Origin of the sequence: Halomonas sp. DP1Y21-3 (assembly GCF_019801245.1) — a bacterium.
In the GTDB taxonomy this organism is placed as follows: Bacteria; Pseudomonadota; Gammaproteobacteria; order Pseudomonadales; family Halomonadaceae; genus Halomonas; species Halomonas litopenaei.
The window spans coordinates 559,750-586,653 of record NZ_JAHVJM010000002.1; the positions used below are offsets into that span (position 1 = coordinate 559,750).

Below are 26,904 nucleotides of genomic sequence, written 5' to 3' on the forward strand. Positions count from 1 at the left end.
CGGGCCGCCCGCCCTTTGGCGACCGGCACGTCAGCACTCTTCCAACGAGCACTCTTCCAACGAGCGCTCTCCAGCCCAGCGCCCTTCAGCCTCGCTTTCGACATTGCCGCTACCGGCCATATCGCTCGCTACCAGGGCACCAGCGCCAGATCGTTATAGGGCACCACGGAACCATCGGGGTCCGTCACCCTGACTTCATCGCCGTAGCGATCGATCACCTTGACCCGCAGACGGTGGTGAGCGCGGTCCAGCTCCAGGCGACAGAAGTTTTCCTGCTGATAGAAGCCAAAGGCCCGGTAGTGCAGCGTCACGTCACCATCAAACAGCGGAAAGCCATCCACCTGACCGGGCAGACGGGAGTCGTGAACAAAGCCGTTGGGGTCCCCGTCGGCCCAGAAGAACGGCCAGTACAGCGCCGAGGAGGTGACGTCATACAGCCGTCGCGGCTCGCCACCGCCCCCTTCCACCACCATCTCGGCGATATTGGCGCAGTGCACGTCGCCGCTGAGGAAGATCACGTTGTCGATGCCGGCCTCGACGATATGTTCGACCAGCGCCTTGCGGGTGGCCGGAAACCCCGACCAGCTATCGCTCTCGGCACGCCGGGAGAGGTTGGTCCGCACCAGATCCGTCGGCGCCTGGGCGTCATGGCCATCCAGGGCCGGATCGAGCCTTTCATCCAGCGGACTGGGCGCGAACACCGTCGAGGTAACGACAAACTTGGGCATCGCGCCGCAGCGGGCCTGCTGGTCGCTCAGCCACGTGAGCAGCACGTCCAGCTGGGAAGGATGCTGGGGGTCGATGCTGGGCCGTCCCAGCAGATGGTTGTCCATCACCCGGTTCTCGCGACCGTAGGTACGATGGGTACGGGTGTCACAGACGAAGAAGGGATAGCCGCCGCAGTCGAAGTGATAGTGCAGATGACGCCCGAAGCTGCGCGGGCAGTGTGACCACTGGTAGCTCATGTAGGCGCCAATGGCGACATTGAACAGCTCGCGCTTGGCGGCGAGCCGGTCACGATGCCAGTTGTCCTCGATCTCGTGGTCATCGAGGATCATGTACACCGGTGCCTGGCGCAGGAAGTGGCGCATCTGCGGGGAACCAAAGGCCTGGCGATAGCGGTCCTGAAACTCGGCGAAGGTCTCGGCGCGACCGATCGGCACGAAGCGACTGTACTGATCGGCGTAGATCTGATCGCCCACCAGCAGGCTGAAGCGCGCCGCCGGCCGCCTGCCTCGATGCCGGAGGTGGCTGGCCATGGGGCCGAAGATGCGATCGGCTTCCTTGGTCTTCCACAGGGTACCGGGATAGCGACAGGACCCCAGCAGAAAGGCCAGTCGTGGCTCCACTGCGGCGGCGAAGGTGGTGAATTCGGCCTCGCAGTGCTCGCCATCGAGGTCGGCGAGCAACGACGCCATGCCGTTGACGTCGGGCAGCCTGGCGGCGATCTGGGCATCACTCAGGCTTTCCACGTCGGGCGTCGTGTCATCCAGGGTGAGGGTCGCGACACGCACCTTGTAGCGGGTATCGGGCGTCAACGGAACCACCCCATCGGGCTGGCCCAGCGGTGCCACGCCATCGATCGCTCCCAGGCCTTCCTCGGCCCCCAGCTCGAAGGTCCCGGTACGATCAAACTCCCGGTGCAGACGAAAATAGAAGGCGTGGGGACGTGACGGATCACCGTCGATTAGGCGGGGCGAGCCATTGTCCTCGACCAGCGCCAGCAGGCCCACGGTACGCAAGGACGCGGTCAGGTCGACGCCATCATCATTGGGAGCGATACCGCGAACCCACAACCGACAGCTGTGAGCCGTGGTGTGCCCCACGATAGGCCCGATATCGGGCGCCCGAAGTCCCGACATGTGCCCTCCTCCGTCGCAGCGGCGCGTGCGAGGCAGACCGGTTGCCCGCCTGTCCCGTTAAGCGTAGTTCGACTTTGCTGAAGCGGCGACCTGGGCTCTGGTAACCTGTCACTTGCCAGCGCGGTCCTGCCAGTCGCTGATGCTCGCCGATTCTCTTCAATGCCAGCCCAGGAAGCCTCCATGACAGCGACGTCGGACAGCGCCCAGGACGTACTCTCGGTCAGCGACCTCAATCGACGCGCGCGCTCCGCGCTGGAGGCCGACCTGGGCGAACAGTGGATCGAAGGCGAGCTGTCGGGGGTCTCGCGCCCGGCCTCGGGGCACGTCTACTTCACCCTCAAGGATGAACGCGCCCAGGTGAAGGCGGTGCTGTTTCGCACGCGTGGCCGCTTTGTGTCGACGCCCATGCGTGACGGCGATCTGGTGCGGGTGCGCGCCCGAGTCTCGCTGTTCGAGCCCAGGGGCGACTACCAGTTGATCGTCGAGGCGGTGCAGGCCGCCGGAGCCGGCGCCCTGCTCGCCGCCCTGGCGGCGCTCAAGCAACGCCTGGGCGACCAGGGGGTCTTCACCAACGCTCGCTCGCTGGCCTTTCCCCCGCGACATCTGCTGGTGCTGACCTCCGCCAGCGGCGCCGCCCTGCGCGACGTGCTGGCGGTACTCCGGGCACGCTGGCCGCTGGTCACGGTGACCCTGATACCGGTCCCGGTCCAGGGGGCCGAGACGGCGCCCGCGATCATCGCCGCCCTGGGCCTGCTTAATCGTCAGGCGACGCTGGACCCGGCCCGGGACGTGGTGCTGATCACCCGTGGCGGCGGCAGTCTCGAGGATCTGTGGGCCTTCAACGATGAACACCTGGCCCGAGCGATCCACCACTCGCGCCTGCCGGTGATGTCTGCGGTGGGCCACGAGACCGACCAGAGCCTGTCGGATCTGGCCGCCGACGCCAGCGCACCGACGCCCTCCGCCGCCGCCGAACGTCTGGTGCCCTCGCGCCAGGAGCTGACGGCCCGGCTAACCCAGGCAGACAATCGTCTGAAGGGTGCACAAGCACGCCTGTTGCAGCGGGAAGGCCAGCGGCTGGATCACCTGCGCTCGCGCCTGCGTCACCCCGGCGAGGCGATCGCACGTCAGCGCGATAGTCTTGGCCAGCTGAAGGAACGCCTCGGACGCGCCATCAGCGGTCGAGTGGTTGCCGAGCGGCGCCGCCATACAGACCTGGTTCACCGTCTATCGCTGCGCTCGCCCGGACTCACCCTGGACGAGAATCGGCGCCAACTGAGCCGCTTGAGACGCCGTCTCGACGGCGCCCAGCGGCTATCGCTGGTCCATCGGCGCGAGCGCCTGGCGGCCGCCGCCCGGGAGTTGCAGGCGGTCAGTCCGCTGGCCGTATTGGGTCGTGGCTACACCATCCTCACCGCCAGCGACGGCCAGGCGGTGCGCCGTGCCGATCAGACCGCGCCCGGCCAGCGACTGCACGCTCGTCTCGCCGATGGCGAGCTGGACGTCGAGGTGATCGAGACATGGCCGGCAGCCGAGCAGGCCACCGGCGACCGGTCGGACGACGACGGGGCCTAGGTTGTCGGTATCTTGCCGGCGGCACCTTGCCGGCGGCACCTTGCCGGCGAACCGCCGCCGGCTGAAGCAGCCGGACGGGGCCGGAGCGGGAATCTTCGGGGGCTCGGCCCATCGGACCAAGCCTGCCCATCGGGCTAGCGAGAAGGGCTTGCCACCCCCGGCTTGAACGAGGCGGGTTCCAGCTCGTGGCGGGACAATAACTTGTAGAAGTCGGTGCGGTTACGTCCGGCGATGCGCGCCGCCTGGGTCACGTTGCCCTCGGTGATCTTCAGCACCTTGACCAGGTAGCTACGCTCGAATCCTGCGCGAGCGTCGTTGAAGGTCGGCATGGCGTTGTCTTCCGCCGCCAGCGCCTGGGCCACCAGGGCTTCCGGGATCATCGGCGCACTGGACAGTGCCACGCACTGCTCGACCACGTTGACCAGTTGACGCACATTGCCGGGCCAGGCACAGGTTGCCAGCAGATTGAGCGCCTCCGGCGAGAACCCCTTGACGAAGGGCTTGTGGCGCGACGCCGCCTGGGCCACCAGATGCTTGACCAGAAGCGGCACATCCTCGGCGCGATCCTTGAGCGCCGGCAGCTTCAGGTTGACCACGTTGAGGCGATAGTAGAGATCCTCACGGAACTCGCCTTCATGCATGGCCTGATCCAGATCGCGATGGGTCGCCGACAGCACCCGCACGTCCACCGGCACCGACGTGGTGGAGCCCACCGGGCGCACCTGTCGCTCCTGCAACACCCGCAGCAGCTTGACCTGGATCGCCAGTGGCATGTCGCCGATCTCGTCCAGGAACAGGGTGCCACCGTCGGCCGCCTGGAACAGCCCGCCGTGTTCGCTGATGGCCCCGGTGAAAGCGCCCTTGGCGTGGCCAAACAGCTCGCTTTCCAGCAACTGCTCCGGCAGCGCGCCGCAGTTGATCGCGATAAAGGGCTTGTCGGCGCGGGCGCTGGCCTTGTGGATGGCATTGGCCAGCAGCTCCTTGCCGGAGCCCGATGGTCCAGTGACCAGCACGCTGACATCGGACCCCGCCACCATCCGCGCCTGCTCGAGAATACGCTCCATTTCAGGGCTGCGGGTGATGATCTCGTCGCGCCAGCTGTCGTCACCTTCGCCGCTGCTGGCGGTATTGGACAGAGCATCGTCGATGGCCCCGAACAGCTCTTCGCGGTCCACCGGTTTTGTCAGAAAGCTGAACACGCCCTGGCGGGTAGCGCTGACCGCATCCGGAATCGAGCCATGGGCAGTCAGGATGATCACCGGCAGGCCGGGCATGCGCCGCTGGATATCCTGGAACAGCGCCATGCCGTCCATTTCATCCATGCGCAGGTCAGACAGCACCAGATCCGGCCGCCCTTCTTCCAGCCGTTTGAGCGCCTCGCGACCGCTCTCGGCGGTGGTCACCCGGTAGCCGCGGCTTTCCAGGCGCATGCCCAGAAGCTTCAGCAGGCTGACATCATCGTCTACCAGCAGTACATGGGCCGATGTCCTGGCGTTCGCGGTCGCTGCGACTTGCTTCATATCACCGTCTCCACAATTTCACTCCATCCGCTGTCGCTGGTTGGTGCTCTGCTCTCATTCCGCCTGCTGTCGCAGATTGATGTTCTGCTCGATGGCAGGCATGGCATTCTCTGCTTCAGCCTGCCAGCGTCCTGACAGCGCTTACTCCGCCTGCTGTCGCAGATAGATGTTCTGTTCGATGGCGGGCATGGCATTCTCTGCTTCAGCCTGCCAGCGTCCTGACAGCGCTTACTCCGCCTGCTGTCGCAGATTGATGTTCTGCTCGATGGCGGTCATTGCATCGAGCTTGTCTGCCAGTTCCTTGTTTTCCTGGCGTAGCCGAGCCACCTCGCCATGATGGCGACCGGCGCGGTCATCCAGGGCGCGCCGCCCTTCGAGTTCGTTGAGCCAGTAGCGCAGCAAGGGCTGCAGCTCAGCGGGGGCCAGGCTCAGGTCCGCCTTGTAAAGCTCCGACGCCTGGTCCCACTGGGCTTCGCTGCCCCAGCTCAAGGCCACGGCGCGCCCCAGGCGTTGCTCGGGCGCATGACCTTCCAGCCGCGCCAGCATGGCGTCACGCCACTGGCGATCGCCACGCTGGGAGGCCAGACCGAAGGCGATCCAGTCGGTCAACATGCAAGAGGACTCGGCAAAGGTCGGCACCTCTGCATGGCAGGTGGTCAGATCGAGCGCTTCGACCGCCGGTGTTTCGTCACCGACTGACTCGATAGGCAGCATTTCACAACCGCTGATCACCAGCATCAGACTGACAACAGCGGCAGGGCCGACGACTCGGGTAAGCGAGCGTCGAGGTGTCAGGGTCACACCCCTTGAGTTCATAGCGTCAGATTCCTTGCGTCCTGACCCGTCAATGCGGGCCTTGTATCGTTATGTAGGCCGTAATGTCGGCCATCTTCCGGTGGTGCTGCCGGCAGCGTCAGTCGAAAGCACACCGGCCACTCGGGATCATCGATCAGCTCGAGCCGGCCGTGCTGCAGACGAGCGCAGTCGGCCGCCACGGAGAGTCCGATGCCGGAGCCCTTGAGCGCACCCTTGCGTCGTGCTCGTCCCTGGTAGAAGGCCTCGAAAAGGTGGTCGCGATCCTGCTCGGCGATCGGCTCGCCGGTGTTGGCTACCTCGAGCTCGAGCCTGTCGTGGCGTGCACGGGCGCGAATCAGCAGCTTGCCACCATCCTCACCGTAGGCCACGGCGTTGGACACCAGATTATCGAGCAATCGGGCTGTGGCCTGATGATCGGCACGCCACTGCAGCGGGCCCGAGAACACTTCGACCGACATCTCCTTGGACTGCAGGCTCAATCGATGCTTGGCCAGCACCTCGCGTGCGACCGTGGCCATGTCGAGGCGCTCGATGGCCGCACTGCGGTGGTGCTGCAACAGATTATAGTCGAGCAGTTGCTCGATCAGGCGCTGCAGTTCGGCGCCGCTGGCGTCGATCAGGTCCAGTACTTCACGCTGACGCGGGCTCAACTCACCGGCCACGCCATCGGACAAAAGCGCCGATCCCTCACGAACGCTGGCCAGCGGTGTCTTCAGTTCATGGGACATATGGCGCAGGAACTGCTGTTTCTGGGCTTCGAGCTCTTCCAGGCGATGGGTCAACCAGTCGAGCCTCTCGCCCAGCGCTACCAGCTCCGCAGGGCCCTGAACGTGGCGCTGCTGGCTGTCCTGATAGCCACTGCCGATGCCGAGGATGCGCCGCTCGAGCTGACGCACCGGGCGTATGATCAAGCGGGTGAACAACAGCATCAGCATCAGACTCGCCGAGACCAGCGCCCCGGTCTGCCACCACAGGCGTTGCTGAACTTGTCGAGCCCGTTCACGGATGGCGTCCAGGCGCAGATCGATGCGCCTGTTGGTGGCCTGGCGCATACCCTCGACGTGTCGGGAAAAGGCTACAAAGTCGTCGAGCGAAGCCGCGTAGGCCTCCGGCGGCTGTTGCGGCAGGGTCGCGAGTTCGTCGAGCAGGCGTTCCAGCGCCTGGATGTCGGGGTCATCGGGCAGCAGCAGGCGCTGGCGCGCCAGCAACTCGCGGAACTCGGCCAGACGATCGGCATAGATGTCGAGCAGGCTTTCTTCCTGGATCACCGCGTACTGGCGCGCACCACGCTCCATTTCCACCGCCAGCGACCCCAGCGTGCGTGCCCGACGCGTCTCGGACACCGCCTGACGAGCGCTGACCTCGGCCAGCCGCGACAGCTCCGACAGCGCCTGACCAGCCTGGTACATCAGCACACCAAGCGGCAGCATGACCACCACGAAGGCCAGCAGCACCAGTTGCAACAACGAGCGGGGGCGCCAACGGCGCGTGGCAGCAGAGGTCATGACCAGAGTTCTGTGAAGGAAGGTGAATGAAGCGTCCATCAATCCATCCAGAAGAATACCAGAATTGGCCCATTACCCCCGCGTCAAACGCTCAGCCGACTTCGCAAAAAACCGTATGAAAAAAAAGGGGCCGGCTAGGCCGGCCCGAATACGCAGGGAACTGAAGGGTCGAAAACAGATCAATCGATGGCCTGGTCCGCCCATTGAACGGTTTTCGGGTGGCCCGAAGGGCCCGAAGCCAAGGTGCGATCGTCGTTACCAGGAACCTGATCTCACCTCTCGGATGGTCTCCCATCCTGCCTCGTTCTGGCTCCGTCGCCTGGGCGGCGGAGCGAAAGACTCCCCCGAAGGGGTCGGCTTCCTTGCCAGAGCATCCTTGCTCTTCACGACACCTCTCCATGCCTGATCGGCCGGTGCCGTCTCATCGCAACCTTGTGTCGCACATCACGCGGAGCAGGCGCTGGGTTCGTCGGAGTCGCACAGGGCAGTGATTTCTCCGCCGATCCCGGAAGGACAACGACACTTGATCGCCACCTTCCCTGCTCGCCAAGACTATTGCGATCACCGTGCCAAAAACAAAGCAACTTATTTATTATCAATAACTTAAAATTATCAAAAATCGTCAACCACAGACATCTTGAGCGTCATGGCCGACTTTCGAGGCCTGACCCCTGAACAAACGTCGCCAAATCCAGACGCAAAACGAGTAAAAATCAAAATATCCTTACTTAACAAACAATTACGGCGTCTCCATTTGGAGACGCCGTAATTGTTGGCCGAAACGTCGACGAGCACCTTCCCTGGTACGCCCTACAAGGCCTTGCTCATTACCTTCGACTTCCGCGCATGATTGTAGGCGTCGCGTCGCAGCGGTGGCAGTTCATCGAGCGCCGAGGGGACAAAGCCGTGCTCAAGAAACCAGTGGGCGGTGTGGGTGGTCAGGGCAAACAGACGATCGATGCCCTGGCGCCGGGCCTGACGCTCGATCTCTGCCAGCAGGCGTTCACCACGGGCCCCGCTACGATAGTCCGGGTGCACCGCCACGCAGGCCAGCTCACCGACGTTGGCGTCGTCGAAACGGTGCAGGGCGGCGCAACCGATGACCATGCCATCACGCTCGATCACCAGGTAGTCGTCGATCTCGTGCTCGAGCCGTTCGCGGGATCTCGGGACCAGCATGCCGCGCTTCTCCAGCGGATCCAGCAGTTCCAGCAGCCCGCCGATATCCTCCACGCCCGCCGCTCGAAGCTGTTCGTAGCGATGCTGGGTGATCATGGTGCCGACGCCGTCACGGGTGAAGAGTTCGCCCAGCAGAGCGTCGGCGTCTCGCCAGGACAACAGGTGGGTGCGTGCGACGCCATGGGACGCCGCCTCGCAGGCGGCTCCCAGGTGGCGTGCGCGCTCCTCACCGATAGAGGCGTCGTCCAGCAGCGGCCGCGCCTCCGCCGGAGACAGCTGTCGCAACAACCGCCCGCTGTCATCGCGCAGACCGTCGGATTCCCCCAGCAGGATCAACTTGTCGGCCTTCAGCGCCACTGCCACTTGCTGGGCGACCTCTGCGGCGTCCAGATCGAAGACCTCGCCAGTGCTGGAGAACCCGAGCGGCGGCAGCAGCACCAGCGAGTGCTGCTCGAGCAGGGCTCTGACCGCCCCCGAGCGGACCCGGCGTACCTCGCCGGAACGCTGGAAGTCGACGCCGTCACGCACCCCGAGGGGCTTGGCCATGACCAGATTGCCGGACACCGTGGTCAACTCGATACCGTGCAGCGGCGTGTTGGGCAGCCCCAGAGACAGCCGCGCCTCGAGCCACAGGCGTTGCTCGGCGGCGACCCGCTCGACCCTGGCCATGATGGTTTCGTCGGCGACCCAGCGCCCCTGATGGCGCACCGGCGAGATACCCTCGGCCTCGAGCACGCTGTGTACCTGATGGCGAATGCCGAAGGCCACCACCAGCTTGACCCCCAGAGTGTGCAAGAGCGCCAGGTCCTGGATCAGCGACTCCCCTCGACCCGCCGCCATCGCCTCCCCTTCGACCAGCACGACGAAGGTGCGGCCACGGTGGGCATTGATATAGGGCGAGGAATGGCGAAACCAGTCGACGAAGGAAAAGGACGTGTTCAAGGACCGGACCTGCTGCGGCGGACAAGGAGAAAGGAGTTCTCACTATATCAGAGCCTGCTATCGACCCACACCCGCCCCGCCCGTTACGCCCTGTTGCCACCTGCGCACCTGTGAACGCCAGACACGACAACGGCGCCCGAAGGCGCCGTCGTGGGGGGGAGGAGGAGTGAGCGACATGATCGCCCTATAGCCCCTTTCCAACCCGTTAGTTGAAGATCCCTTGCCTAGTTGAAGATCCCCTTGAACATAAAGAAGAACATGATCGCAAGGCCCGCGCCCGCCGGCAGGGTGATCAGCCAGGACATCACGATGGTACCGATGACCCTCAGGTTGAGGGCGGCAAGACCACGGGCCAGACCCACGCCCAGCACCGCACCCACCAGGGTGTGGGTGGTCGAGATCGGCAGGCCGGTTCCCGAGGCCAGCACCACGGTGGTGGCGGCGGCCAGGGTGGCGGCGAAGCCACGGCTCGGGGTCAGCTCGGTGATGCCGGTGCCGACGGTGGCGATGACCTTGTGACCATAGGTCACCAGGCCGACCACGATGCCACCACCGCCCAGCACCAGCACCCACCAGGGCACCGCCGAGGCGCCTTCGATGCTGCCATGCTCATGCACCACGCTGATGACCGCGGCCAGAGGGCCGACGGCATTGGCCACGTCGTTGGAACCGTGGGCGAAGGCCATGGCACAGGCGGTGAAGATCATCAGCACGCCGAACACCCGCTCGACACCCTCGAAACCGAAGGAGTCGGTCTTGCGCTGGCTACGGCCGATGCTGCGCTCGCGCCAGATACCCAGGCCCATCAGCGCCAGGCCAAAGAGCACCGCGATCAGCAGACTCTCGAAGGGAGCGAGGTGCAGGCCCACGTGCTTGAGGCCCTTGGTCAGGGTCACCATGGCGACGATGAAACCCACCAGGAACACGTACATCGGCACATAGCGCTTGGCAGCGGCGAACGGGTCGTCGGCTTCGAACACCAGACGCTGCACCGACTTGAACAGCATGAAACCGATGGAGCCCGCGAGCAGCGGCGAGACGATCCAGCTGGCGGCGATCTGGCCCACCTTGCCCCAGCCCACCGCCTCGATGCCGAGCCCGGCCAGGGCAAAACCGACGATGGCACCGACGATGGAATGGGTGGTGGACACCGGCCAGCCCTTCATCGAAGCGATCAGCAGCCAGGTGCCGGCGGCCAGCAGCGAGGCCAGCATGCCGTAGACCAGGAACTGGGGGTCGTTTTCCAGAAGGGCCGGATTGATGATGCCCTTGCGGATGGTTTCGGTGACCTGGCCACCGGCCAGCCAGGCACCGAGAAATTCAAAGATGACGGCGATGATGATCGCCTGCTTGATGGTGACCGCCCGTGAACCTACGGAGGTACCCATGGCGTTGGCCACGTCATTGGCACCGACGCCCCAGGCCATGAAGAAACCGAACGCGCAGGCCAGTAGGATGAAGATGTCACCGTGCTGGGCAATGATCGACATGGGAGAAGATCCCTTGATTGCTGACTGAGGAAAGTCTGAATGACGTCAGACCGCCCGCGGGCGGTCGGATGGAAAGACGGTCTTCAGTTCGCCGTCATGATCTGGAGTCGGCTGCCGACCCGCTCGGCGCGGTCCGACACTTCTCCGATCCATTCGATGATCTGATAGAGGAACATCACGTCTACCGGCGGCAGGTCCTTCTCGAGGGCGAACAGCTGGCGACGAATGGCGATCTGCTGCTCGTCGGCACGCTGCTCCAGATCATGCAGCCCACGGATCAATTTCTGCATCAGCTCGGTGACATTGCGTCCGAAGCCGGATTCGAGCAGGTCCTTGAGTTCCTCGAGGGCCTGACGCGCCTGGGCGACACAGTCGACGGCGGTGGCGATGTACTCGCGCATCGGGGTCGCCAGGGCGTCGGGTACCTGCATCTGGCGGCCGAGCATGATGCCGGTGATGTCGCGGGTCTTGTTGGCGATCTTGTCCTGAACGCTGACCAGGTCCAGCAGGTCCGAACGGGAAACCGGCAGGAACAGGGTGTTGGGCAGGTTCAGCCTCAGCTCGGTCTTCAGCGAGTCCGCCTCGTGTTCGAGCCGGGTAATCACTTCACGATGCGAGGCCGCCGCATCCCAGTCGCCCCTAAGGGTCGCCTCGAAGAAGGGCAGCAGCTCGGCAGAGCAGTCGTGCGCCTTTTCGATATGGGCCAGCAGCGGTTGAAAGGGGGAGCGGCCAAACATCGCCGAAAACGGATTTGATGTCACCATAGGGAGTCACGGACACTGGAGAAATGGCGGCGACAGTATAGTGACCCCAAACTGTCACGTCATGGAAAAAATACCGCCACACTAACGTCACATTGATGTGATTCACCCTCCATTATCCCTGTCAGGACGCTCCGCATGAGCCATGAAGTCGAACTCAAACTCGCCCTGGGGCCGGACGGCCCGGATGCGCTACGACGCCACCCCCGCCTCGCCGGAGAGGCTTCCCGCCGTGAGACGCTGGTCAATACCTACTACGACACCCCAGAGGGAGATCTCAAAGAGGCCCGCGTCGCCCTGCGTCTGCGGCGTATCGGCGACGAGTGGCGCCAGACCCTGAAGACCAGCGGCCAGGGCGGTGGCGGCCTGTCCACCCGGGGAGAATGGGAATGGAAGGTGGCCGGCGACACCCTCGACCTGGAAGGTCTCAAGGGGCTCGAGCCGATCCAGGCATTGGACGAGCCCCTGCTGACCCGCCTGGTTCCCTGCTTTACCACCGACTTTCAGCGGGAGGTGTGGCTTTTGCAAAGCGATGGTGGCGAGGTCGAAATCGCCCTCGACGAGGGCGAGATTCGCGTGGGGGAGCTAAGCGTTACCATTCGCGAGGTCGAGCTCGAGCTCAAGCGGGGAGACGCCAGACAGCTACTGGAGCTGGCCGACGGCTTCGCCGAGAGCGTCCCGCTGCGCCCATCGGACACCAGCAAGGCGGCTCGCGGAACGGCACTGGCGGAGGGCTGGCGGCTGCCGTCCGGCGACAGCCCCTCGGCCCTGCTGCATCGCCTGGTGGTCGCCCTCGACGCCTACGCCGACACCCAGGACAGCGGCTGGATGGTCACCGCCCGGGAGACGCTAAAGCGGCTTGCACAGTGCTCGTCGGCGCCCGGTGTCGGTGAGGAAGTGAAGCACCTGCAAGGCTCCCTCGAGGACGCCGAGCACCGTCCCGACTGGCTCAGTGCCGAGGTCGGCGCCGGCCTGTTGAGACTCGGTCGCCGGCTACCCGACAACGTCGAGATGGAGTAACGTCAATAGCGAGCAACGCCGACGATGGCCCCATTTCCTGTAGGCGATAGCCCGATCCCTGCAGGAGAATGCCCCGAGACCACAAGGACACGCCCGTGATCAACGGCTACAAGCCGGCCGCCGAAGGCCTCAAGACGCGCATCTTTCAGATCATCTTCGAGTCGGATACCCGGCTGGCCAAGGGCTTCGACATCGCCTTGATCACCGCCATCCTGGCCAGCGTGCTGGTGGTGGTGCTGGAGAGCGTCGATAGCCTGCGCATGCAGTATGGCGAGCTGTTCCGGGCCATCGAGTGGACCTTCACCATCCTCTTTACCATCGAGCTAGTCCTCAGGCTCTACTGCCTCGAGCGGCCACTCAATTATCTGAAGAGCTTCTACGGCACCGTCGACCTGATCGCCATCCTGCCGAGCTGGCTGGCGCTGCTGATCCCCGGGGCCCAGTCGCTGATCGTCATCCGCCTGCTGCGCAGCCTGCGCATCTTCCGGATACTGAGACTGATGGAATTCGTCGGCGAGGGACGCCTGTTGATCGACGCGCTGAAGCGCAGCGGCCACCAAATCTTCCTGTTCCTGTTCACGGTGTTCATGCTGGTGACCATCTTCGCCTCGATGATGTATCTGATCGAGCCGAGGGAGGCCGGTTTCACCAGCATTCCGGTAGCCATCTACTGGGCGGTGGTGACCCTGACCACGGTGGGCTACGGCGATATCTCGCCGGTGACGCCGCTTGGCCAGGCCATCAGCGTGGTGGTCATGTTGATCGGCTACTCGATCATCGCGGTCCCCACCGGGGTCTTCTCCGCCGAGGTAATCCGCTCGATTCGTGCCGATCGCTACTCCGACGAAGCCTGCCCAGGCTGCGGCCACGACCGCCACGAGCAGCGTGCCAAGTACTGCCTGATCTGTGGCACCTGGCTCGACGAGGACACCCCCGACCCCAACGCACCGAAGGAAGAACCAGAAGAGGAACCGGAGGACGACGGCGGTGAGGAAAAAAAGGCCAAGCGCGAAGATGACGACGATGATGGCGACGATGGCGTCAGCAATCCCGACCGCAGCGGCCCCTCTGTCTAAGGCCCTGGCCGCAACGGGCCCTCTGTCCAAGGCCCTGGCCGCAGCGGGCCCCTGTCCAGGGCGGGGGTTCAGGAGAGCGAGCCAGGGACGGGACCAGTCGAAACATCGTGGCTGCATGCGCCTGTCGCCTTTCTGACAATGCGCCGCATGCTTTCGCTGGTTTGCGTCGAGCGCTACTCCTGGAAGGGTGAGATATCGCCGCGCCCTTCGCGCACGATGACCGGCGGCATGTCGCGCAGATCGATCACGCTGGTCGGCTCCAGCTGACAGGCGCCACCGTCGATCACCAGGTCCAGGTGCGCACCGAAGCGATCGCGAATCTCTTCGGGGTCGGTCATCGGCAACGCCTCCCCTACCGGAATCAGGGTCACGCTCATCAGCGGCTCGCCCAGGCGTTCAAGCAGGGCACGCGAGATCTCGTGGTCCGGCACCCGAACGCCGATGGAGCGGCGCTTGGGATGCAGCAGCAGCCGGGGCACCTCGGTGGTGGCGTGCAGGATAAAGGTGTAGGCGCCCGGGGTGTGGGCCTTGAGCAGGCGGAAGACGGCGTTGTCCACCTTGGCGTAGGTGCCGATCTCCGACAGGTCCGAGCACACCAGGGTGAAGTTGTGCTTGTCGTCCAGCGACCTGAGCCACTTGATCTTCTCGATGGCCTTCTTGTCCCCCAGGTGGCAGCCAAGGGCGTAGCCCGAGTCGGTCGGATAGGCCACCACTCCGCCCTTGTGGATGATCTCGACCGCGCGGTCGATCAGGCGCTTCTGGGGGTTGTCGGGGTGAATCTGAAAGTACTGGGTCATGTTGCCTCCCTGGCGAACAAACGGGCAAAAGAAGTTGGCGAAGAAAGCACGAGGCGCAGCGCGGGCCTTCCCTCTGAGACTAGACCGAATGGGCGGCGTTCTTGTCTTCCGGGCTCTGGTCTTCCGGGCTCTGGTATTCCGGGCTCTCGCCTTCCGGGCCGGCGCGCGGGGTGTCATCGTCCACGCTCCCATTTGTCGCGCCAGGGCCCGCCACGTCCGTACTCGCCGCGCTGGCGAACCAGGCGGCAAGGCGCGGATGGGCCCACACCGGCGCCACCGCGGTGCGCGGAATCGGACTCATGCTGCCCGGTGCCAGGTGTCCTCCCGGAAAGTGAAAGTCGCTGCCCAGCGATCCGTACAGGTCGCGCTCCATCAACTGTCGCGCCAGGTCCCGGGTGACATCCGGGTTCTGGAAGCCGCTGACCAGCTCCGCCGCCTGGCCCCCCGCCCGACAGAACTCATCGAGCAGCAGGCCGCGCTTGCGCCGGGTCAGCTTGTAGCGAAGGGGATGAGCCAGCACCGCCACGCCGCCGCTGTCGAGGATCCACTCCACCACCTCGGACAGGTAGGGCCAATGCGACTTCACGTCGCCGATCTTGCCGTTGCCAAGATACTTGCTAAAGGCCCCGGACAGATCCGCCACCAGCCCTTCTGCCACCATCACGTGGGCGAAGTCGGGGCGATTGAGCGGCCGGTCGCTGCCGGCCCAGGCACGCGCCTTGGCCAGCCCGTCGCTCAGGCCGATGCGCTCGAGTCGCCGGGCAATGGTCTCGGCACGCTTCTCGCGGGCGATGGCCTGCTCGGCAAGGCCGGCTTCCAGCATGTCCCCCGGCCCCGACGGCAACAGCCCGACCACATGGATATTGAGTCCCCGCCACTGACAGGACAGTTCGCTGGCGGGCAGCACCGACAGCCCAAGCTCGCGGGCGCGACGGTCGGCCTCGGCGACCCCCTCGAGGCTGTCATGGTCGGTCAGGGCGATATGCGAAAGCCCCTTGGCGTGGCACAGCGTCACCAGTTCCGACGGCGCAAGAGCGCCGTCGGAAGCGGTCGAGTGCATATGCAAATCGATGGCGAGGGCCGTGCCCTCGAAGGACTCAGGAAGGGCTGGCATGGGACAGGAAACTGGCTCCTCGACATGACGCCGGGCGGCGACTTTGACAGAATATGGCCTCCATGGTGCGCGTGGCGCCTGCCGCGGTCAATGCTGGTCGCGTCGCGCATGCGCCTCCCCGAGCCGGGTGATCGTCATCCAGGATGCCGTAGAGCGGCATCCGACCGCCCGGCGAGTCTGCCCGGGCCAACGTCAACCGGGCCCTATCGAGGAACTATCGATGCTCTACGCGATCATCAGCGAAGATGTGGACAACAGCCTGGAACGTCGACTGGCCGCCCGGCCCGACCACCTGGCTCGACTCGAGGCCCTGCGCGATGAGGGACGCCTGGTGCTGGCCGGACCGCACCCGGCGGTGGACAGCGAAAATCCCGGAGACGCCGGCTTCAGCGGAAGCCTGGTGGTCGCCGAGTTCGACGACCTGGCCAGCGCCCAGGCCTGGGCCGATGCCGACCCCTACATGATCGCCGGCGTCTACGCGTCGGTCACCGTCAAGCCGTTCAAGAAGGTCCTGCCCTGAGGCGAGCCGAGTGCCTGCCCCGCGCACCTGGCGGGATCGCGGGCACCCAGCTTCTGGCACCTGTTCGTGGACAAGCGATGTCCTGGCTGCCGTTCACGAACAGCCTGTTTGCACAGGTCTTGTTCACAGCCTGCTTGTTCACAGAGTCTGTGGAAAAGTCTGTTGAAACGCCGCGGACGCATTGCTGTAACCCTGTTGCCACGCCCTCGACAACAGAGTGATCAATTCTTGACCAGCCCCGCCAGCCGGAAATCTTCGACGTGACATCATCTCCAGATGGCCTCCCCGCCCTGACCGCCGCCACTACCGCCGAACTGGACTGGCGCGAGGACGACAGCGGAATCAGCCCTCACTCCCGTGCCTTCGACGATGTGTACTTCTCGCGCCACGACGGTCGCGCCGAGACCGAGCACGTGTTTATCGCCGCCAACCGGCTGCCCCAGCGCTTTGCCGCCTGGCACGAGCAGCGCCCCTTCGTGATCGGTGAAACGGGCTTCGGCACCGGGCTCAACGTGCTGTGCGCCTGGCACAGCTTCGAGGCGCTGGCGCCCCCCGGGGCGCGGCTGCACATCGTCTCCACCGAGCGCTATCCCATGAGCGCCGAGGATCTGATTCGGGCCCTGGCAGGCCAGCCGGATCTGGCCGACAAGGCGGCGGCGTTGATTCGTCAATGGCCGGTGGCGGTCACCGGGGTGCATCGACTGGTGCTGTCGCCCCGGGTCATTCTCGATCTGCACCTGGGTGACAGCAGCGAACGCCTTGCGCTGCTCGACGGCCTGGTGGACGCCTGGTTCCTCGACGGCTTCGCCCCCTCGAAGAATCCCGAAATGTGGCAGCCTGCACTGTTCGCCGCGATGGCGGCGCACTCCCGTCCTGGCGCCACCTTCGCCACCTTCACCTGCGCAGGCATCGTCAAGCGCGGGCTCAAGGCCGCCGGCTTCACCTGGCGCAAGGTACCGGGCCATGGACGCAAGCGCGAGATGCTCGCCGGCGAGATCGACTCGCCTCCCGACGATACCGGCAGACGTCACACCCCCTGGTTTCGTCCCCCTGAGGCGCGGCCCTGTCGGCGCGTGGCCATTGTCGGCGCGGGCATCGCCGGCTGCAGCGCCGCCGAGGCGCTGGCCCGACGTGGTGTCGAGGTCACCCTGATCGACGCTTCGCGACCCGGCAGCGGGGGCTCCGGCAATGTCCAGGGCGCGCTATACGTGAAGCTCGCCGCCGACACCAACCACCAGAGCCGGGTCTATCTGGGCGGGCTGCTCTACAGCCAGCGCTGGCTCGCCCGGCTCGACCCCGAGCAGCGCCTGTGGTCGCCCTGTGGCGTGCTGCAACTCGGTGCCAACGAGCGCGAGGCCCGTCGTCAGCGACGCTTTCTCGATCACCACGGCCTTCCCCACACTGTGGTGCGTGGCATCGACGCCGACGAGGCCTCCAGCCTCGCCGGGCTCTCGCTGCCCCACGGCGGCCTTTACTATCCGCTGGCAGGCTGGGCCAGGCCGCGCGAGCTGTGCGAGCAGCTTGCCCGCACGCCAGGGGTGAGCTTCGTCCAGGCCAGCATCGACAGCATCGAGCCTCTGGAGGACGGCGGCTGGCGTCTTGTCGGCAGCCACGCCCTGAAGGGCGATCACTCCAGCGTCGCCATCGAGGTGGATCAGGTCATCGTCGCCGCCGCCTATCGCTCGGCTGACTTCAGCCAGGTCACTGGCCTGCCGCTGCAGGCGGTACGCGGCCAGGTCAGCCGCGCGCCCCTGGCGCTCGAGGCCCCGGCGCCGAAGCGAGTGGTCTGCGCCGGTGGCTACGTGGCACCGCCGCTGGATGGCGTGCTGACCTTCGGCGCGACCTTTGCCCCGGGGCGTAGCGACAACGACACCCTCGACGAAGACCACCAGGCCAACCTGGAGGAACTCGACAGGACCCTGCCGGGCTACCTCGACCAGCTGCGCCAGGCCGGCCATCCTCTGGCGATAGAGAACCTCGATGGCCGTGGCGGTGTGCGCTGCGCAAGCCCCGACAAGACGCCCTACGCTGGCCCGCTGCCCGATCAGCCGGCATGGCTTCGCGACTACGCGGTGCTGGCCAAGGACGCCACCCGGGTGCCGGACATCGCGGGCAGCCACCATCCCGGCCTGTGGATCAGCGCCGCCCACGGCTCACGGGGGCTGGCCAGCGCGCCGCTGTGCGCCGAACTGCTGGCCTCGCGGATCTGCGATGAACCGCTGCCGCTGGAAGCCCCCCTGGCCGACCACCTGCACCCGGGGCGGCGGCTGATCCGCGATATCGTCCAGGGCAAGCGCCAGGGCTGACTCCAGGATGAGCGCCAGGGCTTGCTCCAGGGCTTGCTCCAGGGCTGGACGCAAGCAGCAACGCCCAGACGCCGACGGCCCGCCTTGAAGGCGGGCCGTCGTCTTTTACACCCGCCGCAGCAAGCGTCTGGTGGCCGGGGGCATCGGCAGATCAGATGTCTCCTTCTTCCTCGTCATCTGCGATGTCTCTGCCAAAGGATCGCCACTGGGCCAGGGTCAGCACCTCGGTGCTCTCGGTCTCCAGATCGTGGGCGATGATCAGCTCCGAGCGCTCGAGCTGGCCCTTGAGCTCCTTGACCCAGCCATTCATGCCCTCTCCGGTGTCGGTGGTGTCGTAGCCCTGACGGGTGACGAAGCTTTCCAGCAGGGCGTCCAGCGTCTCCCCGGGCAACATGCGATAGGGTACTTCGACGAAACGGCTCATGCTTGCTCCTCCGAACTCTCGGATTCCCACTCGTTAAGGCGCGCGAGGAAGGTCGCCTCGTCGATCACCTCGACCCCCGCCTGCTCGGCCTTGGCCAGTTTGCTACCGGCACCGGGGCCGGCCACCAGGCAATGGGTCTTCTTCGACACGCTGCCGGCCACCTTGGCGCCCAGCGCCTGCAGGCGCGCCTTGCCCTCGTCCCTTGTCATGGTCTCCAGAGTACCGGTGAGCACCCAGGTCTGGCCTTCCAATGGCGTGGGGCGCTCGCCGACGTCGACCTCGTCCCAGTGCACCCCGGCGGCGATCAACGCCTCCAGCGTTTCGAGGTTGTGCGCCTGGTGGAAGAAGGTGGCGATATGGGCGGCCACCACCGGACCCACGTCGTCCACCGCCTCCAGCGTCTCACGGTCGGCCTGCTTGAGGGCATCGAGGTTGCCGAAGTGGCTCGCCAGGTTGGCCGCGGTGGCCTCGCCGACCTCGCGGATACCCAGGGCGTAGATAAAGCGTGCCAGGGTGGTGGCCTTGGCCCTTTCCAGCGCCTCGACCAGATTGCTGGCCGACTTCTCGGCCATGCGCGGCAATTCTGCCAGCCGCTCGGCGGACAGGCTGAACAGGTCCGCCGGGGTCTTGACCCAGTCACGCTCGACCAGGGCATCGATCAGCTTGACGCCGAGGCCGTCGATGTCCATCGCCCGGCGCGAGGCGAAGTGCTTGAGCGCCTCCTTGCGCTGGGCGGCGCATACCAGCCCGCCGGAGCAGCGTGCCACCACCTCGCCCTCGATCCGCTCTATCTCGGACTCGCACACCGGGCAGCGCTCGGGGAAGACGATATCCTGACCTTCGCCTGCCGCCTCGACCACCCTGACCACCTGGGGGATCACGTCGCCGGCGCGGCGAATGGCGACCCGGTCGCCGATGCGCACGCCAAGCCTCGCGATCTCGTCGGCGTTGTGCAGGGTGGCGTTGGACACCGTCACCCCGGCCACGCTGACCGGGTCGAGCCGTGCCACCGGGGTGATCGCCCCGGTGCGCCCCACCTGAAATTCCACGTCGGTGAGGGTCGTGGTCTGCTCCTGAGCCGGGAACTTGAAGGCGATGGCCCAGCGCGGCGCCCGCGAAACGAAGCCCAGCTCGCGCTGCAGGCGTAGCTCGTCGACCTTGATCACCACCCCGTCGATATCGACGTCCAGGCGCTCACGACGCTCCCCCAGGCGGCGGCAGTAGTCGATCACGCCGTCCGCCCCCTTGACCACTTCGAGCTCGCGACTGACCGGCAGGCCGACCTCGGCCACCCGCTGCATCAGTTCGCTATGGGTGCTCGCGCCTCCATCGGGCTCAAGGCGCGCTACCTGGTAGCCACGGAATTCGAGTGGCCGCGTGGCGGTCACCCTGGGGTCGAGCTGGCGCAGGCTGCCGGCGGCGGCATTACGAGGATTGGCGAAGACCTTGCTACCCTGCTCACGGGCACGCTCGTTCATCGCCTCGAACTCCTGGTGACGCATGATGACCTCGCCGCGCACCTCCATCAGCGTCGGCGGCGTCTCGCCCCGAAGGCGCAGCGGAATGGACTTCAGCGTCTTCAGGTTGGACAGGATGCCCTCGCCGGTACGGCCGTCGCCACGTGTGGCACCGCTGACCAGCACACCGTCTTGGTAGACCAGCGAGACCGCGGCGCCGTCGAACTTGGGCTCACAACTGAACGACAGCGCCTCGGCGTCCAGTTCCATACGCTCGGCCACCCGCTTGACGAAGGCTCGTATCTCATCGTCATCGAAGGCGTTGTCCAGCGACAGCATGGGCAGCGCGTGGGTCACCTCGGGGAAGCCGTCGGCGGGCTTGGCACCGACCCGCTGGGTCGGCGAGTCGGGGCTCGCAAGCTCGGGATGGGCCTGTTCGAGCTCCGTCAGCCGACGCAGCAGCCGGTCGTACTCGGCGTCGGGCAGGCGTGGGTCGTCGAGCACGTGATAGCGGTAGTTGGCGTCATCGAGTTCGGTGCGAAGCCGCGCGACCTCGTCACGGGTCGAAGCATCGGTGGTCATGTAAACCCTTGTCCTGGCGAAGTGCGAAGTGCTGATGATCGGCCATTCTACCCCATGCCCGCCGGGAGAAAACCGCCAGACATCACCGCCTCCGACAGGCAAGCCCGGTCCGCCCCATCAAGACACAGAAGGAAAACGCAGACGGCCCCGTGTCTCCACGGGGCCGTCGCGTACCAGGCAGCGCCTGCGCGGTCAGTTCACCTGATAACGATGCAGGCGGTGGCGGCGCTCGAACTCCTGCACCCGCTGGCGGGCAAACTCCACGGTCTGGGCGGTCATCACGCTGTGATTCTCGTCCTTCAGCTCACCCCCCATATGGCGCACGATCACCATCGCGGTCTCGACCATGGCCTCGAAGGCCGCCGAGCTGTCCTTGGCGCTGGGCAGCGGCATCAGCAGGGTGATGCCAGGTGTGGTGAAGTCGTCCATGGCTTCGATCGGGAAGGTCCCGGGCTTGAGCACGTTGACCATGGAGAACTGCAGGGCGCTGCCCTCATCCTCGGTCTCGAAGCGATGGAAGATGCCCATGTCTCGGCTGTAGCGCAAACCGCAGGCCATCATCAGCTCCAGCAGGGTCGTGCCAGGGAAGCCGTCCTCGTCACGGGACATCACGCTGATGACGATGATTTCCTCGGCATTGCTCAGGCTGTCACGGGCATGCTCGGCGTTGACGTCGTGGCGCAGGGCCTTCTCGAGCACCGGATGGGTGCGCACCCTGGAGTCTTCGACATTGGCGTCCGCTGCTTCGTTAAATGCGGCTTCGTCATACGCGGCTTCGTCGTACGTGGCATCGTCGAACGAGGCTTCGTCTTCCATCGACGAGGCGCCACGCTGATCGGCAGCGGCCTGCCTGGCAAGCAAGGCTTCCTGACGGCGGCGCTCGGCCTCCTGAGCGGCCTGCTCCTGACGCAGCCCTTCTTCCTGCTGCCGCTGACGCTGCTGTTCGGCCTGATGCTGTGCCTGTTCGGCCTGCCGGCGAGCTTCTTCCTCGGCCTTGAGCTTGGCTTGTTCGGCCTTCTGCTCGGCCTTGAGCCGTGCCTTCTCGGCTCTTTCCTTCTCACGCTTCTCGCGTTCGATACGCTTCTGTTCCCGGCGTTCTCCCAGCGACTTCTGCAGCGAAGCGCCAAAACGATGCACGGAGGACCCCATGCGACGAGAGCGATCCTTCAACGAATCTCCCATCCCCTCGAAGTCCACCAGACGATACTGATCTTCGTCGAATTCTTCGTGGTCCTGTGGGTCCGCCGCCAGAGACGGCATGGCAGCGTCGCCGGGCTCGCTGGCGACGTCATCGTCACGACGCGCGCTCAAGCTGGGCTCGCGGCGCCCATCACCCGCGTCGGCGACATCGTCACGCACCGCGTGTTCGTCCTGGGCAGTCTTGCCGGTGGAGGCGTCAGCGTCCACCGGAGCGTCCATCGTCGTCTCGCTGGTGGCCCTTGGCTCCTCGCGGCTGTCGGCCGCCATGGGCTCGTCGGTCAGGGAGGACTGCTCGGCCACTTCTTCAGCGTTTTCAGCGTTCGGGGCCTGCGCGGGCGCTTGATCGACCCGCACCGACGGCTCTGCCTGTGCTGGAGTCGGTTCTGCCTGTGCTGGAGTCGGTTCTGCCTGTGCTGGAGTCGGTTCTGCCTCGGCGGGCGCTTGTTCTGCACCCTCTTCTACACCCTCTGCCTGGGTGGGCTGCTCGGCCCGGGCTTCAGGTGCCGGCTGACTGGCTCGCGGGGCAACGGTGTCCGCCGGCCGGTCATTGGTCGACGATCCATCGGCGCGCTGGCTGTCCCCAGCCTCCTGAGCGCGACTGGCCTGACTGGAGCGGAATTCGGACAACACCCGGGATGGCCCGGGGTGCTCCTGGCGCTGCAGCTTGGGCTTGGGCTGAACATTGGAGAAGTCCGCAGGCCTGACGACCCTGGCCCCTCCATTGGGCAGCTCCCAGTTGATTTCTTCCTGGCGCGCACGCTCCTCGGGGTCGTCCTCTACCGAGGCCACCTCCCGACGCTCTGGCGCGCTGGGTCCGGGGCTCGCCGCCATGGCGGGTTCCTGATCATGGCGACTGCCATGACCACTGCCATAGCCGCTTTCGTAGCTACCGTAGCCACTATCGAGGACGTCTCCCTGCACCTCATCAAGGCGGGGAGTGCGACGTTGGCGCTGGAGGCGACGCGCCCCATCGATAACGATGAGGGTCACCAGTGCCAGCCCCAGAATGATCAGCCACTCTCTTAGTTCCATGGGTCGTCATGCCTTTGCTAAGGCGCCATGCCTGATGGTTGTCCGTCAACAGCATAGCGTGATTGCGAAAAAAAGGGCCACTTTTTTTATTTGTCAAGCGCCGGATTTTCTCCGGTCTTCTCGACAGTGCCCTTCGCATTCGCCCTTCCAACTCCCTTTGCTTACCTTGCCATGCAGTATCATGGTCTTACTTGGTAACCCTATTATAACCACCTTTCAAGTGCATCATGCTTCTGCCAGCGCGGCCGCCTCGTCCACGCCCACCGAGACCAGTCGCGAGACGCCAGGTTCCTGCATCGTCACACCCATCAGTCGTTCACCGGCCTCCATGGCGATCTTGTTATGGGTGATATAGATGAACTGAACGCTCTCGGACATTTCCTTCACCAGCTTGGCATAGCGCCCGACATTGGCATCGTCCAGGGGCGCATCCACCTCGTCGAGCATACAGAACGGCGCCGGGTTCAACTGAAAGATGGCGAATACCATGGACAACGCCGTCAGTGCTTTTTCTCCCCCGGACAGCAAATGAATGGTGCTGTTCTTCTTGCCCGGAGGTCGCGCCATGATGGCCACCCCGGTTTCCAGCAAATCATCGCCTGTCAGGGTCAACCATGCGGTTCCACCACCGAAGACTCGCGGGAAAAGCGACTGCAGGCCGGCGTTGACCCGCTCAAAGGTATCGCGGAATCGCATCCGCGTCTCCTGATCAATACGTCGGATCGCCTTGTCCAGGGTTTCGAGGGCCTCGTTCAGCTCGGCCTGCTGCGCTTCGAGATAGTCACGCCGCTCGGCCTGCTGCTCGTACTCCTCGATGGCGGCCAGGTTGATCGCCCCCAGCCGGCGAATCTTCTCGCCCAACTCCTCCAGCCGGGTCTGCCAGGCGGACTCGGTGGCATTGGGGTCCAGCCCTTGTGTCAGAGCCTCGGCATCGTGGCCAAGTTCCCTGAGCTGCTCATCCTGGGTCTCGGCCTTCAGCGCCAATGCCTGAACCTGCATACGCGCCTCCTGCAGACGCTCGCGCACGCCATCGAGATTTCGCTCGTGGCTCTGCCGCGCCTGCTCGTCGTCGCGTAGACGCTCGACCAGCGCCGCCGCCCGTGCCCGCGACTCATTGAGCTGGCGCTCCTCCTGCTCGCGCCGGTGCAACAGCTCATCGAGGCGCTCGCGACGTTCCTCATCCGGCTCATGCAGTCCCTCACGCGCTTCCTCGAGTTCGGCCACCCGCTCCTCCAGGCGTGAGCGGGTATCCCCCGCGCGCCCCTGCTGCTCGGCAAGGCCAGCACGCTCGGTGGTCAACCGCTGGTGCTCCAGGGTGAGCTGCTGGGAGCGCTCGCTCAGCGGACGCTGGCGGGTACGCAGCGAGGCCAGCCGCTCGCGCGCCTGGGTGCGCTCGCGCTCGAGACGCTCGCGTACCTCGGCGCCCTCTTCCAGCCGAGCCATGGCGCTCTGCCACTGCTCGCGCATTTCCTCGATGGCCAGCCGCGCTTCCTCGTCGGCTTCGGCCAGGCCCTCGAGCTCCTCGTGGATCTCCGCGCCGCGACTGGACAGATGCTCAAGCCGGCTGGCCAGACCATTGTCCTGGACCGCCAGTTGCTGACGCGCCTGATCCAGCTCACGCTCCGACAACCGCAGTTGCTCGAGCCCCTGCTCGGCCTGATCGACCAACGCCTGGGCACCTTCACGGGCCTGCTCGACGGACGCCAGCCGCTGTTCCTGCTCTGCCAGGGCGGCACTTGCCTCGTCCAGCCGGGCACGGCTCACCAGCAACGCATCCGGCCCATCTCCCTCGCCCCGCTGGCGCGCCCAACCAGGGCCTAGCCACAGGCCGTCGGCGGTCACCAGGCTGGCCCCTGCCTCGAGCCGATCCTGTGCCTGCCAGGCCTCGTCACGGGAGACCGCACAGCGAATGCAGGCGAGCCACTGCGCGGCCGCACCGGCGCCCTTGACCCTCGCCGCCAGGCTGTCGCCGGCAGCGTCGAGGCTGGCCTCTGAATCGAGCAGTGCCAGTTCGGCGGCAAGCGGCGAGGCCATCACCTCACGACAGTGACTCGACGACGCCATGCGGGCCCTGAGCCAGGGACCCAGCACCCAGGACACCGTCTCCTCCCAGCCGGGCTCGACATTCAGGCATTCGCCCAGGCGTGGCGCCTCGGCAAGGCCATGCTCGGCCAGGTGCCGGTCCAGGCTTTCGTCGTGGTCGGCCAGGGCCGCCTCGATCAGCGCCTCCAGCGAGGCGATCTCGCCACCCAGGGCGCTGTGACGGGCGAGCGCCTGCTCGCGCGCGCGGTCATGTTCGACAACCTCGCGACGGTTGGCGTCGCGCTGCTCGATCAGCCGTTCACGACGCTCCTCGAGCTCCTCGGCGCGGGCCTCGTGCTCGGCCAGCTGACTCTTCACTTCTTCGCGCTGGGCGCTGAGGCCGGCCAGGTCCGGCAATTCATCGAGCTGTTGACGGCGCTTGGCACGGTCGGCGGCGATGCGCTCGAGCCGAGCTTCCAGCTCACGCAGGCGGTCCTGGGTGCGTTCGGCCTCGTGGCTGTCGCTGCGCCAGCGTTCGTTGAAGGCTTCCCATTCGGCGTCGGCCTCCTCCACCGCGGGCTCGGCCTCCTCCAGCGCCGCTTCCAGCTCGGCCAGTTGCTCTGCCAGTTCTTCCTGCTCGGGGCCCAGGGTCTCCAGGCGATCCTCGAGGGCCAGCAGGCGCTGACTGTCGTCCTCGCCGAGACGATCGAGCTCCTCGAGCTCGCGGCGGGCACTCTCGAGATCCCGCGCCAGCTGCTGATCGCGGGAGCGGGTGTGTTCGAGCTCCTGCTCGAGGCGGGCGATGGCGGTGGTGGTCTCGTAAAAGCGTGCCTGGCGCTGGTCGAGCTCCGAGGCCAGGCCATCGTGCTCGGCGCGGGCCTCTTCCAGCCGGGTCTCGCACTGGCGCATGCCGAGCACCTCGCGCTCCACCGCGGTCTCGAGCTCGCGCACCCGGGTGTCCTGCTCGGTCTGGGCGGCACGCAAGGCGCGTCCGCGCAGCAGTGCGAGTTCGCCCTTGACCCGGTGCTCTTCTTCTTTCAACGACTGGTAGCGTCTGGCCGCCTCGGCCTGACGCTTGAGCCGCTCGAGCTGCTTGTCCAGCTCCTCACGGATATCGTCGAGCCGGTCCAGGTTCTCCTGGGTGCGACGCATGCGGTTCTCGGTCTCGCGACGGCGCTCCTTGTACTTGGAGATACCGGCGGCCTCTTCCAGGGTGGCGCGCAGCTCTTCGGGACGCGCCTCGATCAGCCGCGAGATCATGCCCTGGCCGATGATGGCGTAGGAGCGCGGCCCCAGGCCGGTGCCCAGGAACAGGTCGGCGATGTCGCGTCGGCGACACTTCTGGCCATTGAAGAAGTAGCTGGACTGGGCGTCCCGGGTGACCTGACGCTTGACCGAGATCTCGGCGTACTGGGCGTAGACCCCGCCCATGGTGCCGTCGCGGTTGTCGAAGGTCAGCTCGATGGAGGCCATGCCCACCGGCTTGCGCCCGGTGGAGCCGTTGAAGATGACGTCGGTCATCGACTCGCCACGCAGGGTCTTGGCCGAGGATTCGCCCATGACCCAGCGTACGGCGTCGATGATGTTCGACTTGCCGCAGCCGTTGGGACCGACGATGGCGGTCATGTTGCCGTCAAAGGGCACCGTGACCGGATCGACGAAGGACTTGAACCCGGCCAGCCGGATCGACGTCAGACGCATGGA

18 protein-coding genes are annotated in these 26,904 nt (G+C 65.7%); 5 read left to right on the forward strand and 13 right to left on the reverse strand.

All coding sequences use genetic code 11. From position 1 onward, the window contains the following. Positions 1–128: 128 nt before the first annotated feature. The gene (locus KUV74_RS07645; protein WP_222516035.1) at positions 129–1,862 is read right to left on the reverse strand and encodes an alkaline phosphatase D family protein; all 1,734 of its coding nucleotides are present in this window, start codon (positions 1,860–1,862) and stop codon (positions 129–131) included. A 180-nt stretch (positions 1,863–2,042) separates the two neighbouring features. Between KUV74_RS07645 and xseA the strand changes: the two genes are divergently transcribed. Then, positions 2,043–3,437 carry an exodeoxyribonuclease VII large subunit gene (xseA, locus tag KUV74_RS07650; protein WP_222516036.1) on the forward strand — a complete coding sequence of 465 codons (1,395 nt, stop codon included), beginning with the start codon at positions 2,043–2,045 and terminating at the stop codon, positions 3,435–3,437. A 134-nt stretch (positions 3,438–3,571) separates the two neighbouring features. On the opposite strand, the gene glrR is transcribed toward xseA, so the two are convergent. The 6 genes from glrR to KUV74_RS07680 all read right to left on the reverse strand — a co-directional run bounded on the left by glrR (position 3,572) and on the right by KUV74_RS07680 (position 11,653). Next, the gene (gene glrR / locus KUV74_RS07655) at positions 3,572–4,957 is read right to left on the reverse strand and encodes a two-component system response regulator GlrR (protein WP_045991097.1); all 1,386 of its coding nucleotides are present in this window, start codon (positions 4,955–4,957) and stop codon (positions 3,572–3,574) included. Between the two features lie 228 nt (positions 4,958–5,185). Then, positions 5,186–5,773: a hypothetical protein gene (locus tag KUV74_RS07660; protein WP_261392290.1), complete on the reverse strand. Its 588-nt coding sequence runs from the start codon at positions 5,771–5,773 to the stop codon at positions 5,186–5,188. Beyond that, on the reverse strand, positions 5,770–7,278 hold the full coding sequence (locus KUV74_RS07665; RefSeq protein WP_222516037.1) for a sensor histidine kinase: 1,509 nt from the start codon (positions 7,276–7,278) through the stop codon (positions 5,770–5,772). Before KUV74_RS07665 ends, KUV74_RS07660 begins: the two co-directional genes overlap by 4 nt. Positions 7,279–8,088: 810 nt before the next feature. Continuing rightward, complete coding sequence (gene argA / locus KUV74_RS07670; RefSeq protein ID WP_045991098.1) at positions 8,089–9,399, reverse strand: amino-acid N-acetyltransferase; 1,311 nt, start codon at positions 9,397–9,399, stop codon at positions 8,089–8,091. A gap of 224 nt (positions 9,400–9,623) precedes the next feature. Continuing rightward, entirely contained in the window at positions 9,624–10,889 is a 1,266-nt protein-coding gene (locus tag KUV74_RS07675) for an inorganic phosphate transporter (protein WP_045991099.1), read from the reverse strand. 83 nt (positions 10,890–10,972) lie between these two features. Beyond that, positions 10,973–11,653, reverse strand: coding sequence for a TIGR00153 family protein (locus KUV74_RS07680; RefSeq protein ID WP_045991100.1), 681 nt, complete (start codon positions 11,651–11,653; stop codon positions 10,973–10,975). 135 nt (positions 11,654–11,788) lie between these two features. On the opposite strand from KUV74_RS07680, the gene KUV74_RS07685 reads away from it, so the two are divergent. Continuing rightward, the gene (locus KUV74_RS07685; RefSeq protein WP_124803406.1) at positions 11,789–12,670 is read left to right on the forward strand and encodes a CYTH domain-containing protein; all 882 of its coding nucleotides are present in this window, start codon (positions 11,789–11,791) and stop codon (positions 12,668–12,670) included. Positions 12,671–12,768: 98 nt separating this feature from the next. After that, positions 12,769–13,746 (forward strand): ion transporter, encoded by a 978-nt coding sequence (locus KUV74_RS07690; RefSeq protein WP_240184309.1) that lies wholly within the window; start codon positions 12,769–12,771, stop codon positions 13,744–13,746. A 173-nt stretch (positions 13,747–13,919) separates the two neighbouring features. Here the strand turns inward: KUV74_RS07690 and KUV74_RS07695 are convergent, their stop codons facing one another. Beyond that, the gene (locus KUV74_RS07695; protein ID WP_045991103.1) at positions 13,920–14,543 is read right to left on the reverse strand and encodes an L-threonylcarbamoyladenylate synthase; all 624 of its coding nucleotides are present in this window, start codon (positions 14,541–14,543) and stop codon (positions 13,920–13,922) included. Positions 14,544–14,622: 79 nt separating this feature from the next. Then, the gene (locus KUV74_RS07700; RefSeq protein WP_315900729.1) at positions 14,623–15,603 is read right to left on the reverse strand and encodes a PHP domain-containing protein; all 981 of its coding nucleotides are present in this window, start codon (positions 15,601–15,603) and stop codon (positions 14,623–14,625) included. Positions 15,604–15,877: 274 nt separating this feature from the next. Here KUV74_RS07700 and KUV74_RS07705 point away from each other — a divergent pair, with 274 nt between their 5' ends. Both KUV74_RS07705 and mnmC read left to right on the forward strand, forming a co-directional pair. After that, positions 15,878–16,177 (forward strand): YciI family protein, encoded by a 300-nt coding sequence (locus KUV74_RS07705; protein WP_045991104.1) that lies wholly within the window; start codon positions 15,878–15,880, stop codon positions 16,175–16,177. Positions 16,178–16,437: 260 nt separating this feature from the next. Continuing rightward, positions 16,438–18,483 (forward strand): bifunctional tRNA (5-methylaminomethyl-2-thiouridine)(34)-methyltransferase MnmD/FAD-dependent 5-carboxymethylaminomethyl-2-thiouridine(34) oxidoreductase MnmC, encoded by a 2,046-nt coding sequence (mnmC, locus tag KUV74_RS07710; protein ID WP_222516039.1) that lies wholly within the window; start codon positions 16,438–16,440, stop codon positions 18,481–18,483. A gap of 151 nt (positions 18,484–18,634) precedes the next feature. Here the strand turns inward: mnmC and KUV74_RS07715 are convergent, their stop codons facing one another. The 4 genes from KUV74_RS07715 to smc all read right to left on the reverse strand — a co-directional run bounded on the left by KUV74_RS07715 (position 18,635) and on the right by smc (position 26,901). Then, positions 18,635–18,907, reverse strand: coding sequence for a YheU family protein (locus tag KUV74_RS07715; protein WP_108449937.1), 273 nt, complete (start codon positions 18,905–18,907; stop codon positions 18,635–18,637). Next, entirely contained in the window at positions 18,904–20,946 is a 2,043-nt protein-coding gene (gene ligA / locus KUV74_RS07720; RefSeq protein WP_222516040.1) for an NAD-dependent DNA ligase LigA, read from the reverse strand. The genes KUV74_RS07715 and ligA overlap by 4 nt, the downstream gene beginning before the upstream one ends. A 192-nt stretch (positions 20,947–21,138) precedes the next feature. Then, the gene (gene zipA / locus KUV74_RS07725; protein ID WP_261395186.1) at positions 21,139–23,178 is read right to left on the reverse strand and encodes a cell division protein ZipA; all 2,040 of its coding nucleotides are present in this window, start codon (positions 23,176–23,178) and stop codon (positions 21,139–21,141) included. Between the two features lie 225 nt (positions 23,179–23,403). Next, complete coding sequence (gene smc / locus KUV74_RS07730; protein ID WP_222516041.1) at positions 23,404–26,901, reverse strand: chromosome segregation protein SMC; 3,498 nt, start codon at positions 26,899–26,901, stop codon at positions 23,404–23,406. Positions 26,902–26,904: the final 3 nt, after the last annotated feature.